The organism is Serratia sp. HNCC26DJ206 (genome assembly GCF_057180605.1).
Genome location: NZ_JBXUGP010000001.1, coordinates 140990 through 154285, shown reverse-complemented (window position 1 = coordinate 154285; position 13296 = coordinate 140990). Strand labels below are relative to the sequence as shown.

The window sequence follows — 13296 nt, the reverse complement described above, 5'->3', positions numbered from 1 at the left end:
AAAATTATTCTACTTCTAATTGTTTTAATCGCAGGCTTTCGCCGCTCTCGATGCGCAACGCGTGGCCGCCGCACTGCGGGCAACCGGCGTCATGCCGTTCGATTGTCACGCTGGTGCTGCAACTCCAGCACCAGGCATGCGCTGGTTGATAGCTCAGATGCAGTTGGCAGCCTTCTGCCAACGTCTGGCGAGTGGCGCTGGCAAAGCTAAAGCGCAGTGCGTGCTCTTCAATACAAGACAGCGCGCCGATCTCCAGCCAGACCGCCGTTACCCGCCGGGCACCGTGCTGCAACGCCTGCTGCTCAATCAGTTCCATGGTGCTCAAACACAGGCTGATTTCATGCATCGGTCAGCTCCCCCGTGGCAGGCGAAACAGCGCGCGCCGCCCCAGGTTGCTCGGGATGCTACGGTCCACCACCGGTAACGACAGCGCCATACGCGCGCTGTTTTCCGCCAGTGCCAACGCCTGCTCGGCCCCCAGCGAACTCTCCAGCGGCGACATCAGCGAGCAGGCCAGATATTGCCCACAGCCACCGATCTCGCCCAGGGTAAAACTGACGTTGCCGCAGGGCAGCGCCAGCGCCAGTTTTTCGCCGATCTGGCGCGGCTCCCACCGCTGCTGCGGGCCTGGGAGCACCATCAGGCTCAGCATCCAGGGCGTGAGCATGCAACCGACCCACTGCTGTTCAAACAGTTGAAACCCGCAGGCGCGAATCGGTATCTGCGAATGGAAAAAGGGCAAATCGCGCATGCCATCGGTGGCGACGGCATGAAACGCCGCTTCCAGCAACGGGGCCGGGCTGGTTTGAAAGCCGCTAACAGCATCGGGCATCGGCGGCCTCCTTGAGCGAGATTGACACACCGCTGCATTGCAATGCCACCAGCACCTGCGCCAAGGCCGGTTCAATCGCCTGAGTGACCCGCGGGCTGAGGCCGATTCCCGGCTCCAGCGATTCCGGCACCACGCCAACCAGCGTTAAGCGCCGTGGGAACTCCTCGGTCAGCCGCAGCGCCATCAGCACGTCCGACAACCCCAACTGATGCGGTGAAATCTTGCGGGTGAACAGCGCAGGGATCTCTTCATCGTGCAGCACCACTACGCTACCCGGTGCGTGGCCGGTCAGTACCGCATCGGCCACGATCAGATGATCGCGATCGGCCATCACTTCCATCAGTTCCATGCCGGAGGTGCCGCCGTCCAACACCTCAACGTTGGCCGGTAACACAAAGCGTTGTTCCAGCGCTTCAATGATGCGCACGCCCACCGCTTCATCGCTCAATAACAGATTACCGATACCTAGTACCAAAATACGCATCACAGCACCTTGACCCTGGTCACTTCATTGCCGGTGGTGTCCACGATATGCACAGCACAGGACATGCAGGGATCGAAGGAGTGAATGGTTCTCACTACTTCCAGCGGCTTGGCTGGATCGGCCACCGGCGTGCCCACCAGTGAACGCTCGTAAGGGCCGGGCTCGTCGTTATGGTTGCGTGGCCCGGCATTCCAGGTGGAAGGCACCACCGCCTGATAATTGGCGATCTTGCCGTCTTTGATCACCACCCAATGGGACAGCGAACCGCGTGGAGCCTCGATAAACCCAACGCCGCGAATTTCGCCAGTCAACGGGATATTGGGGCGAATAAAGGTTTCGTGATCGCCTTTGCCGATGTTTTCTACCAGCGCCTGCCACTGCTGGCCGAGGGTTTCATGCAGCACGCAGGCATGCACCGTACGACCGACGATCCGCCCCAAGGTTGACGGCAGTTGTTCGGCGGTTAGCGCGTGACCGGTCAAGGTTTGATAGGCGCTGTTGACGCGGCCGAAGTATTTCTGCGTCGGTTGATGTTCGGCCTGTAAGCTGCACATCAGCCAGGCCAGCGGCCCCATTTCCACCGCTTTGCCGTAGAAAGTTGGCGATTTCACCCAGGAATATTTGCCGTCTTCCTGCCAGCCGGTGTAATTCGGCCGCGTCAACCCTTCCCACGGCGCTAGCGGCTGATCGTCCTGATACCAGGCATGTTTACCGCTCTCCTGAATACCGTTCACCAGATAAGCGTCGCGCTGATTGGCGATCGGGCGGAACTTGCCGTTTTCCAAGAAGCCGCCCGGCAGCAGGTAAGTGTCACCTTTGCGATCGGTCGGCAGCTCCGGCAGGCAAAGATAGCAGTCCGCCCCTTTGCCCAGCGCCAGCCAGCCCGGATAGTGCGCCGCGATCACCGCGCTATCCACCAGATAAACCTGTTCGATAAAGTCGCCGAGGCGATCGATAAAGGTTTTCAGGTACATCAGGCGTTCAAGGTTCAGCACGCTAGGGGCATCCAGGTTGATCGGGTTAGCCACCCCGCCCACCGCCAGGTTCTGGATATGCGGCGTTTTGCCCCCCAGAATAGCGACCACCCGGTTAGCATCACGCTGGCATTCCAGCGCTTGCAGGTAGTGAGCAACGGCGATCAGGTTGACTTCCGGCGGCAGCGCCATCGCCGAGTGCCCCCAGTAGCCGTTAGCAAAGATGCCCAGTTGGCCGCTGGCTACCAGATCTTTAATCTTTTGCTGCACGCGGCTGAATTCGGCGGCGCTGTTGAGCGGCCAATTCGACAGGCCACTCAGCAGTTCGGCGGCTTTTTGTGGGTCGGCCTTCAAGGCTGAGGTGATATCGACCCAGTCCAGCGCCGAGAGCTGATAAAAATGCACGATGTGATCGTGAATGCTGTGGGCCGCCAGAATGATGTTGCGGATATACTGCGCGTTAACCGGCACTTCCATCCCCAAGGCATTTTCCACCGCACGCACCGAGGCCAAGGCATGGGTGGTGGTACAGACGCCACAGATACGCTGGACGATCATCCAGGCGTCGCGCGGATCGTTACCTTGCACAATCTCTTCCATGCCGCGCCACATGGTGCCAGAAGACCAGGCTTTGACCACCTTGCCATCTTCAATTTCGCAGTCAATCCGTAAATGCCCTTCAATGCGGGTTACGGGATCAATGGTGATGCGTTGGCTCATGCTCTACCTCTATCTGGTTGTTTTCATGCTTGTGTTGCTGCGCAGGCAGCACCGGTAACAACCTGATCAACAGGATGTACGCACACACTTCTATCGCCACGAAGCCGATGGAGATCAGCAGTTCGCTGGCGGTCGGAAAATAGCCGTAACCGTTGCCGGGATCGTAGGCCAGCAGTGAGTAGTTCAGCCGCCACAGGGCCGCCCCACAGATCATGCTCAGCGCACCGATAAACAGCAGGCGTGAATCTCGGCGATTCCGTTTCCAGCGGAACAGCAGCAGCGGCAACAGCATCAGACCGATTTCCAGCCAGAAAAACAGGGCAAACCGGTCGAGATGCCACAGGTAGCCAGTCTTATGGCGGTAAATCAGTTCGCCAAAGCGCAGCACAATGAACAGCAGCAAAATGGCATCAATGATGTAGGTCATGCGGGTAAACAGCGGCGTTTCCCGCGCCCCTTTGCCCAACAGCCCCGCCTGCACCAGCGAACCTTCGAAGATGACAATCGAGAACCCCAATATCCCGGCGGTCAGCAAGGAGAACAGCGGCAGCATTTCGTAACTTTGCCACAGCGGATGCACCTTGATGCCTGCGGCAATCATCAACGACCCCATCGACGACTGGTGCATCGCGGGTAGCAGTGCGCCCAGCGCGATAATCAGGAACATGGCCTTATTCAGCCATTTGAGCGACACCTTCCAGCCCAGGCGTTCAAACAGCGCCGGAGCAAATTCCAGCGCCACCACGCCGATGTAGATCGTCATACAGACCGCGGTTTCAAACAGCACGGAAGAGGTGTTGAAATGGCCGGGAATGTAAAAGTAAGGCAGGTTCCAGTAGCGGCCGACGTCGATGGTGATCGACAGCCCCCCCAGCGTATAGCCGAACAGGCTGGCCAACAGCGCCGGGCGCACCAGCGGATGGTATTCGCCCCGGTTAAACACATACACCGCCCAGGCCAGCGCCCAACCGCCGCAGGCCAGACCGGTGCCCACCAGCAGATCGAAGGCAATCCAGATCCCCCACGGGTAGCCGCCGTTCAGATCGGTCACCGACCCTAGCCCGAACACCAGGCGTTTCAGGATCAGCAAGGTACAGAGCACCACAAAAGGGGCCAGCAGCATCACCGGCCAACTCACCAGCCGCCCGCCAAGCGCGCGCGTTTTATGCGTCGTCATGTTCGTCTTCCTTCTCATCCTGACGCTCTTTGCGCGTGTTGCGGTGCGCCAGCAACGTGATGCCAGTCAGAGCAGCCAGCGGCAGCACCATGCCGCTGTACAGCGAATGCTGCACATGCTCGGAGCGCGCGCCGGTCGATAAATGCTCCAGCGGCGGCAGGCCCAGCTTCTCAAACGGCACCCCGGTCAGCACCAGCACCTGCGTCCCTCCCCCTTCTTCTTCGCCATACAGATGTGGCTGGTAATGTGGGATCGCGTGTTCATAGTGGTCATCGGCCTGCACGGTCTGCCGTGGAAAGCGGTAGCTTTCACCCGGTTTGCGCGCCAGACGCTGTTTCGCCTCAGCCAACAGCTGCTCGCGGGTGCCGAAGATCACCGCGCCGGTCGGGCATACTTCTACACAGCCGGGTAGCCCGCCCTGATCCAGTCGCTCAACGCCTTTCTGGTTGCACAGTTCACACTTGTGGATTTGGCCGAACGGGTTGTCGTAGTCGTATTTCGGCACGTTGAACGGGCAGCCGACCATGCAATAGCGGCAGCCGGTACAAACATTGGGGTTGTAATGCACAATGCCGGTTTTCGGGTGTTTGGTCAGCGCCTGCACCGGGCACACCGAAACGCAGTTGGGATCAACACAGTGCATGCACTGCTTTTTGATATAGGCATAGCCATCTTCCAACTGGTCTTTATGCTGGCCACTGCCGCTGCTCCACACCTGGATAATGTTGTTGGTATAGGGGCTGAGCTTGTCGTTGTTCGACCAGGTGGCCTCATTGCCCGCATAGGCATAAGTTTCGCCATGCGCCTGGAAATCGGTATGGTTGATCTGCTGGCATTTGCTCACGCAGGCCTGGCAGCCGACACACAGGGTTGAGTCATACAGCATTCCCAGCGAATCTGGGATCGGTGGCTTATTCTCAGCACCGGCCACCGCCGGAGGTACGCCTCCCACCATTATCGCGCTACAGGAGGCCAGTTTTAGAAAGTTACGTCGGTTCACGGCTTACTCCTTGCGCGGCGGTTGATCGTCATCTTTGCGCTGCTGCTTTTGCTGCCGCCCCAGTTCTCGCACCGTCATCAGGCTGACACCTGCCACCAGCCCGACCACGCCCCCCAGCAGGCCGATCGCCGAGGCGCTGACATGACCGCCTTCGGCATTCTGCACCGCCGGTTTGGCGTAGCGCGGGGTAGGATTTTCAACGTTCGCCAGTTGAGCAATGCCTTTGGTAAAACCGATCCCCTGTTCATTGCAGCCGTAGCAAGGGTGACCGATGCCCACCGGCCAGATGCCGCCGCCGACGTCGCAAAACTCCAGCGTTGAACAGTTGCCGTAGGTTTCCGGCCCTTTGCAGCCAAGATGATAGAGGCACCAGCCTTGGCGGTGCCCGTCGTCACCGAACTCTTTGGCAAAACGCCCGGCGTCAAAGTGCGGGCGGCGTTCGCAGTTCTCGTGGATCAGGCGGCCATAGGCAAACTCGGGGCGGTTTTTTGCGTCCAGCGCCGGTGGCCGTTGGTAGGTGATGATGTGTGCGACCGTTGCCAGAAAGTTATGCGGGTTGGGCGGGCAGCCGGGAATATTGATCACGGTTTTGCCCGGCAGAACGTCCTGTAGGCTGACCGCACCGGTCGGGTTGGCACCGCTGGCAGCAACGCCCCCCCAGGCCGCGCAGGAGCCGATGGCGATCACCGCCGCAGCATGTTCTGCCGCTTTGCGGATATGCTCGACGATCGGTTGGCCCGCCACCATGCAGTAGATGCCGCCATCTTTCATCGGGATCGAACCATCAACCACCAACACATATTGGCCTTTATATTGCTCGATAGCGCGATGCTTGTTCTCTTCCGCCTGCTCACCAAAGGCGGCGGAGAGTACTTCGTGATACTCCATGGAGATCACGCTGAGCAGCAGGTTTTCGATCGTTGGGTGAGTCGCACGCAGTAATGATTCCGTACAGCCGGTACATTCCTGAGCACCGATCCAGATCACCGGTGGCCGCTGTGGTGCCCCTACTGATTGTGCTATCTCGGCAGCGGCCTTGTTGTTGAGTCCCATGGTGGCGGCCAGAGCCGCACAAAGTTTCATAAAATCACGGCGATTAACGCCATCTTGGAAAAATGACTGACTCTCCCTTAGCATTATTATTTGTCCCCTGTATAAAACGCCGATAAATGAACGGGCGGTTAATTTTTTGTTATATGCAGGGTAAGCGGTGTTGATCTCCATCAACCTTTAATGGGTTAACCATTAATATTTTCATAACATGAGAAAAATCGCTTCAGCAAAAAATATTTAACTTGCATATCTTCACCGTTGTCAGTAATAACCTAAAATAAACAAGAATAAATCTCATTATTGATTTAATACATTTCCTCCGGTTGCAACAATTATAAATAGTTAACTATCACCTGATGTAATAGCCTCAATAAGCTTATCAAAGTTGTCAGCCGGAAATTACCATAAACTCTCACTTTTTATTGGACTTTCCCTTTTCTATAGAGAGGCGTGAAATCACTGGGTTATTTTCTGTTGGCCCTCGGTGGTTAGTGTACGCATATTTGGCTACAACAGGCATTTCCTCCTGCAAAATACCAACCAAAATTCATTGCCTAATATGATGAAAAAACTAATTTTTTATCTAAATCCCATCATCTTTAATAATATAGCTTTCAGCGCTTAAAGTTTGACTTCAAACAAACATTGATAATGGCATCAAGGTATACTTATAAATAGGTAATGATATTTTGTTATCACGTTGGGGAAAGTAAGGTGAAGCACCGAAAATCAGGATAAATAATGCTCGCTGATGAAGTCATTGAATCACCCAAAATTCACCAGCAAACTTTATTATTCCGCAAAAAATACTCACCTCCCTTACGTAAATAAGATTAATGCATCAATCCAGGATTGCCCTAAGCCCAACACTCGCGGGCAAATAAAACAGCTTGATTAAAGCAGGCTTTAAGAGGGAAGCATTTATGAACGATATTCAGAATCCGGATCTTCTCAATAACCCCATCAGCCGACGAAAACTGCTCAAAACCGGCACCGCTGCCGGTTGCTTACTGGCGGCCACATCGGGGCTGGTTTTACCGTTCCGTAAAACCGCCGCCGCCGAGAACCTGCCCAACAGCGAGCCCCAGGCAGACAAAGTGGTCTGGAGTTCTTGCACCGTTAACTGCGGCAGCCGCTGCGCACTGCGCCTGCACGTGCGTGATGATGAGGTGTATTGGGTAGAAACCGACAATACCGGCAACGATGAGTACGGCGACCATCAACTGCGCGCCTGCCTGCGCGGGCGTTCGATCCGCCGCCGCATGAATCACCCGGATCGCCTGAAATACCCGATGAAGCGCGTCGGGAAGCGCGGCGAAGGCAAATTCGTTCGCATCAGCTGGGATGAGGCGCTGGATACCATCAGCGGCAAGCTTAAGCACACGCTGGATGAATACGGTAATGAAGCGGTACACGTGCTGTACGGCACCGGGGTAGACGGCGGCAATATCACCAACTCCAACGTGCCTTACCGGTTGATGAACTCCTGCGGCGGTTTCCTCAGCCGCTACGGCAGCTACAGCACCGCGCAAATCACCGCCGCCATGCCCTATCTGTATGGGGCGCAACAGGGTAATAGCCCGGATGATATCGCCAACAGCAAGCTGGTAGTGCTGTTCGGCAACAACCCGGCGGAAACCCGCATGAGCGGCGCAGGGGTCACCTACTATCTGGAACAGGCCAGAGAGCGTTCCAACGCGCGCATGATCGTGGTCGACCCGCGCTATACCGATACCGCCGCAGGCCGGGAAGACGAGTGGATCCCGATCCGCCCAGGCACCGATGCTGCTTTAGTCTCCGGCATCGCCCATGTGCTGATTAGCGAAAACCTGGTGGACCAGGCATTCCTCGATAAATACTGCATTGGCTATGATGAGAAAACCCTGCCCAGCAGCGCACCGAAAAACGGCCATTACAAAGCCTATATTCTTGGCCAGGGCACGGATGGCATTGCTAAAACCCCCGCCTGGGCCGCGCGTATTACCGGCATCCCGGCAGCGCGCATTATCCAACTGGCGCGTGAAATCGGCATGACCAAACCGGCGTATATCTGCCAGGGCTGGGGGCCGCAGCGCCATGCCAACGGGGAGCAAACCGCGCGCGCGATCGCCATGTTACCGATCCTGACCGGCAACGTCGGGATTAACGGCGGTAACACCGGCTGCCGTGAAGGCTCTTTTGATCTTGGCGTGGAGTGGTTTGACATGTTGACCAACCCGGTACAAACCAAGATTTCTGTTTACACCTGGACCGATGCCATCGAACGCGGCCCGCAAATGACCGCCAAACGCGACGGTATTCGCGGCAAAGACAAGCTGGATGTGCCGATCAAGTTCATCTGGTGTTACGCCAGCAATACGCTGATCAACCAGCATGGCGATATCAGCCGTACACACCAAATCCTACAGGATGACAGCAAGTGCGAAATGATCGTCGGCATCGAGCATTTTATGACCTCCTCCGCCAAGTATTGCGACATTCTGCTACCCGACCTGATGCCAACCGAGCAGGAAGATCTGATCCCCCATGAGTCGGCCGGGAATATGGGCTATGTGATCCTCGGCCAGCCTGCCACTTCACGCAAGTTTGAACGCCGCCCGATTTACGAGATCCTGTCGGAAGTGGCTAAACGCTTGGGGAAAGATGCCGAAGCCATGTTCACCGAAGGCCGCAACCAGCAGGAGTGGATCCAATATCTCTGCGAGAAAACCCGTGAACGCAACCCGGACATGCCGAGTTACGAACAGCTGAAAACGGTGGGGATTTATAAGCGCAAATGCCCACAGGAACATGTGGTGGCGTTCCGCGAGTTCCGCGAAGATCCGCAGGCCAATCCGCTGAAAACGCCGTCGGGCAAGATTGAAATCTACTCCGAACGACTGGCGGAGATTGCCGCTACCTGGGAGTTGGCGGCTGAAGACGTGATCCACCCGCTGCCGGTGTATGCCGCCGGTTTTGAAGGCTGGGAAGATCCGGCCCGCAGCCAGTTCCCGCTGCAACTGTTCGGCTACCATTACAAAGCCAGAACCCACTCCAGCTACGGTAATATTGACGTGCTGCAACAAGCCTGCCCACAGGAGGTGTGGATCAACCCGCTGGATGCGCAAGCGCGCGGTATTAAGCATGGCGACAGAGTCAGGGTATTCAACAGCCGGGGCGAAACGCGGATCCAGGCCAAGGTCACCCCGCGGATTATGCCCGGCGTCACCGCCATGGGCCAAGGAGCCTGGCTGGTGGCTGATATGTTTGGTGATAAGATCGATCACGGCGGCAGCGTGAATATCCTCACCAATCAGCGCCCTTCACCGCTGGCTAAGGGCAATCCGCAGCATACCAATCTGGTCGAAATCGCTAAATTGTAAGGGGATTGGGGGCCGAGCTGGATGGTTCGGCCCCTGTTTTAGCTTATAGCCGACGTAATTGCAGACCTTCTTTTGTATGGCTAATTTCCAGGCGTTTATTGCTGGGATGTTGCGCAATACACAGCTCGCCAAATAATACCACCTCGTAACCTAACGCTTTTTTTACTAAATTCATTAGCCGGTTACGCTTCCCTATCATTCCTTTCATATAGTCACCCCAAACCTCAAACAGAATTGCTGGGTGACCAGAATGCTCTAACCATCGACGCCCGCCTTTTAAAACTTCAAGTTCTAATCCTTCCACATCAATTTTAACTAGATGTGCTTTGGGTAACGATAGCGTGTCAAGAGTCGATATTTTTACCCGTTCAGTTTCTTTAATGGTTGAACTGAGAAGGTTTTGCTGTGCACGAATATCTGCATCCAGCGATAAAGCCCCCAAATTTTGCTCAGTTAAAATATCAAGAACCGGGACGTCAATCTCGCCGTCAATATCCCCTATTGCCATAGGGTAGGCATAACAATTACTAAGATTGTTACTGAGCAAACTGGCACAGAGCTGATAGAACACCTGACGCTGTGGCTCAAAGGCATATAACTTACCGTTTTGAGGCTGGATGTTCTTTCCCATAGGGACAGCATAAGCACCGATATTGGCACCAATATCAACAATAACGGGTTCTTCAATGCCCTCAATTAACACCTGCGATATTTGTAATGTAGCGGGTTCCCACACCTCTCCTTTACGAAGCTGGGTATTGATCATGTCAGGCCCAGAAGTCAGCATAAAGTTCACATCGCCTACTCGGTATAATGAAATCGTTGAGTCTGATATTTTTTGACTTTGTGTTGTACTCATGAGCAATTACCTCTATGCCATTATGTTGTGAGCTAGTAGAAAAAAAGCATTAAATTTAAATATACCACTTTATAGAGTAAATAGTGGAGCCTCTGAGTCAGCCGATGATAAGTGCTCGACTCGGAACCTCACTTGAGGAACTCTATTGACGTCATTTACCCTGAATGCTTTGTTGTTGCCAATATCACTACTCTGAGCCTCCAGAACTCGAGTCAGGGCTGCGTTAATGGTTTCTTAGCCATGCTGATTTTCAATGGTTCTTTGCCCGCAACGCGTGTAGCAGCGCTTGAGTTTGATCCAGGTTTCCTGAACGCCTGCTATTGAGAGCCAACGCGGTTTATTTCTCTGTCGCGATATGGCGTGCTAAATACCCCTTCAATTAGTGGCGACTTTTATCAGTTCATCGGTATTCTCTCCCTGAGACGGACCTTGTCACCAGTCGGTTAAAAACATATTCCACCCATCAAAAACATAACTATTTAGAGGTAAAAAATGATACCTGCGTCATGTATTGTCCTTAATTTTATTGAGAAAATAAGAATCTAGGCATCACATAAAACAAAATATCATCTCCCTATATCCAAAAACTCACTTTACAATCCGCCGCATTAAGAAAGTGATAACCTTCTTAATAAAACGGTGTTTTATTATTCACCATAAAAGTAAATCAGGATATACGCACACCAGAGATCATTTTTCAGGAATTTATTCCAGAGATTGATTTCAGAAGAATGAAACAAAAAGATACGTAGCAAGATAGTGACCTTAAAATTCGCAATGTAGTCCTGCGTAAGATAGAACCATCACTCATTGTTTAACGTTCTCACTCGACTCTTCTCTATATCCACACTAATTGTAAATATTTATTATTTACATAAAACCATGTTCCCTGTGGCGCATAGATATATGCCACATAACCCATCCGGATATCCGGAATATGATTATCTCTATAAGGAAATATGATGCGTAAGATTTTATCAACCATGACCCCAGTTGCTCTGTTGCTTTTGGCTACCGCTGGCGGTGCTCAAGCTGCATCTAACGCCCAAATCACTATCACAGGTACCGTTGTTGCTGCAACCTGTGACGTCAGCCTGTCCACCAACAACCTGGATCTGGGTAACCATACGCCAGCCGAATTTACTGCGGTAGCAACGCCAATCGTGGCAAGCCAGAAGGCATTCACCGTCGGTGTCAACAACTGCCAGACCCCTCGGGCTAGCGGCGATACCGCTAGCTTGGTAGTGACTGGTCAAACTCTGGGTGGTAACCCGAATATCTTTAACAGCACGGGTACCAACACCGGTGTGATGCTGCGCCTGGCTTCTGCTCCAGCAGGGACTTATCTCAAGAGCGGAGACAAACTGTTGGTGGCAACAGCTGGCACCACTCCAGCGCAGAGCGATTTCAATGGCAAAACTCTGAGCATGCAGGCAGGTATGGCCTCCACCACCACTACCGGGGTGAATATCGGTGCTATCAACGCCCCGATCCTGTTCAGCTTTGCCTACAACTGATTTATCCCAGGGGGCAGTTCATGCCCCCTCATTCTCGCACTTAGGAATCGTTATATGTCCCGTATCTTCTCATTGTTCTCAATATTGTTTGCGTGGTTTCCCCTGCTTGCCGTGGCCCAAACGGGTGGCTTTGGTATCAACGCAACCCGCCTGATTTATCCTCAGAGCGCTGACAGTATCAGTGTAACAGTGCGTAATACCATGGCCACACAACCCTACCTGGTGCAGACCAGAATCAGCGGTTCACAGGACGGCACTCAGCCCGCGCCGTTTCAGACCCGGCCACCTCTGTTTCGCCTAGAACCCAACAGCGTCAATCAGGTTCGCATTGTAGCGCAAGGGGCAGCCTTGCCGACCGATCGTGAGTCAGTGTTCTATTTTCATGCCAGTGCTATTCCAGCCAGCACGGCTCCCCAAGCGAATAATCAACAGTCTGGGGTACATGGCGCGGCGCAATTTGGCGTTGGGAATATCATAAAAATGTTCTACCGCCCAAACAATCTGCCTTCTTCATCCCTGGCAGCCCAGCAGAATCTGCAGTTTTCCCGCGCTAAAGGGGGAATTCAGGTCAGTAATAACTCACCGTATTTTGTCAGCTTTGCCGAGATCAGCATCGGTGGGCAGGCACTCAAGCTGGATACGCCTGCGGCCTTGATGCTGGCACCGTTCAGTAGCCATACCTACGCGACCAGCAAGACACAAGGCGCGGTGCAGTGGAAAACCATTAACGATGAAGGAGGAATCAGTGCGTTCAATCATAACCTGCCATAAGAGAACTCTTCTGCTAGCAACCTGGGCGCTGTCGGCCCTGATCGGCCAGCCTGCTCAGGCAGTAACGCTCAATTTTTCCGCTATACTCAACCCAGGAACATGCACTTTCAGCCTGGATAAAAGTACGCTGGCGCTGGATTCTGTTCATCTGTCACAGTTTGCACCTGCAACCTTGCAGGCCGCACAGCCCTTTACCCTCCGCGTGCAGGATTGCAGCGGAACCGATGCCAGCCTGGCTCCGGTTGTTGACATCAGCGGTGACGGGATCACACGCGATGGTAAATGGTTATTCCGTAGCAGCGACTCCAGCGCGTCCGGTGTTGGCGTCATGCTGGTGAAAACGGATGTCCCACCGGCTTATAGCAGTACAGAAGTCAAAAATGGAGACAATATCCCGCTGGCACCAGCAGGGGTAAATCCCCCCGATCAGAGCATCAGGTTTTATGCCGGGATCACCTGCGGCAGCCTGGCCTGCACCAGCGACCCTGTCACGCCGGGCACCTTGACGGCACGCATTCTGTTTAACCTGGCCTATCGCTGAGGCTGA

The 13296-nt window shown here is 54.3% G+C and carries 12 protein-coding genes; 4 read left to right on the top strand and 8 right to left on the bottom strand.

The features are described 5' to 3' along the window. Window positions 1-4 precede the first annotated feature (4 nt). The 7 genes from hypA to hybO are packed head-to-tail and all read right to left on the bottom strand — an operon-like array spanning window position 5 to window position 6324. Complete coding sequence (gene hypA, locus AC2A1E_RS00675) at window positions 5-346, bottom strand: hydrogenase maturation nickel metallochaperone HypA (protein ID WP_484382106.1); 342 nt, start codon at window positions 344-346, stop codon at window positions 5-7. 3 nt (window positions 347-349) lie between these two features. After that, entirely contained in the window at window positions 350-832 is a 483-nt protein-coding gene (gene hybE / locus AC2A1E_RS00670; protein WP_484382105.1) for a hydrogenase-2 assembly chaperone, read from the bottom strand. Continuing rightward, complete coding sequence (locus tag AC2A1E_RS00665; protein ID WP_484382104.1) at window positions 816-1316, bottom strand: HyaD/HybD family hydrogenase maturation endopeptidase; 501 nt, start codon at window positions 1314-1316, stop codon at window positions 816-818. The genes hybE and AC2A1E_RS00665 overlap by 17 nt, the downstream gene beginning before the upstream one ends. Continuing rightward, on the bottom strand, window positions 1316-3010 hold the full coding sequence (gene hybC, locus AC2A1E_RS00660) for a hydrogenase 2 large subunit (RefSeq protein WP_484382103.1): 1695 nt from the start codon (window positions 3008-3010) through the stop codon (window positions 1316-1318). The genes AC2A1E_RS00665 and hybC overlap by 1 nt, the downstream gene beginning before the upstream one ends. Beyond that, window positions 2988-4187: a Ni/Fe-hydrogenase cytochrome b subunit gene (gene hybB, locus AC2A1E_RS00655; RefSeq protein ID WP_484382102.1), complete on the bottom strand. Its 1200-nt coding sequence runs from the start codon at window positions 4185-4187 to the stop codon at window positions 2988-2990. Before hybB ends, hybC begins: the two co-directional genes overlap by 23 nt. Continuing rightward, window positions 4174-5187, bottom strand: a complete 1014-nt coding sequence (hybA, locus tag AC2A1E_RS00650) for a hydrogenase 2 operon protein HybA (protein ID WP_484382101.1) — start codon at window positions 5185-5187, stop codon at window positions 4174-4176. Before hybA ends, hybB begins: the two co-directional genes overlap by 14 nt. A 3-nt stretch (window positions 5188-5190) precedes the next feature. Next, on the bottom strand, window positions 5191-6324 hold the full coding sequence (hybO, locus tag AC2A1E_RS00645; protein WP_484382100.1) for a hydrogenase 2 small subunit: 1134 nt from the start codon (window positions 6322-6324) through the stop codon (window positions 5191-5193). A gap of 839 nt (window positions 6325-7163) precedes the next feature. Here hybO and ynfF point away from each other — a divergent pair. Next, window positions 7164-9602, top strand: coding sequence for a selenate/tellurate reductase subunit YnfF (gene ynfF, locus AC2A1E_RS00640; RefSeq protein WP_484382099.1), 2439 nt, complete (start codon window positions 7164-7166; stop codon window positions 9600-9602). A 43-nt stretch (window positions 9603-9645) separates the two neighbouring features. Here the strand turns inward: ynfF and AC2A1E_RS00635 are convergent, their stop codons facing one another. After that, the gene (locus tag AC2A1E_RS00635) at window positions 9646-10461 is read right to left on the bottom strand and encodes an FkbM family methyltransferase (RefSeq protein WP_484382098.1); all 816 of its coding nucleotides are present in this window, start codon (window positions 10459-10461) and stop codon (window positions 9646-9648) included. A 962-nt stretch (window positions 10462-11423) separates the two neighbouring features. Here AC2A1E_RS00635 and AC2A1E_RS00630 point away from each other — a divergent pair. From AC2A1E_RS00630 to AC2A1E_RS00620, 3 genes are read left to right on the top strand one after another with little or no spacing between them, the layout of a single operon-like run. Then, window positions 11424-11978 carry a fimbrial protein gene (locus tag AC2A1E_RS00630; RefSeq protein ID WP_484382097.1) on the top strand — a complete coding sequence of 185 codons (555 nt, stop codon included), beginning with the start codon at window positions 11424-11426 and terminating at the stop codon, window positions 11976-11978. Window positions 11979-12032: 54 nt separating this feature from the next. Continuing rightward, window positions 12033-12749, top strand: a complete 717-nt coding sequence (locus AC2A1E_RS00625; RefSeq protein ID WP_484382096.1) for a fimbrial biogenesis chaperone — start codon at window positions 12033-12035, stop codon at window positions 12747-12749. Further along, the gene (locus tag AC2A1E_RS00620; protein ID WP_484382095.1) at window positions 12724-13290 is read left to right on the top strand and encodes a fimbrial protein; all 567 of its coding nucleotides are present in this window, start codon (window positions 12724-12726) and stop codon (window positions 13288-13290) included. The genes AC2A1E_RS00625 and AC2A1E_RS00620 overlap by 26 nt, the downstream gene beginning before the upstream one ends. Window positions 13291-13296 lie beyond the last annotated feature (6 nt).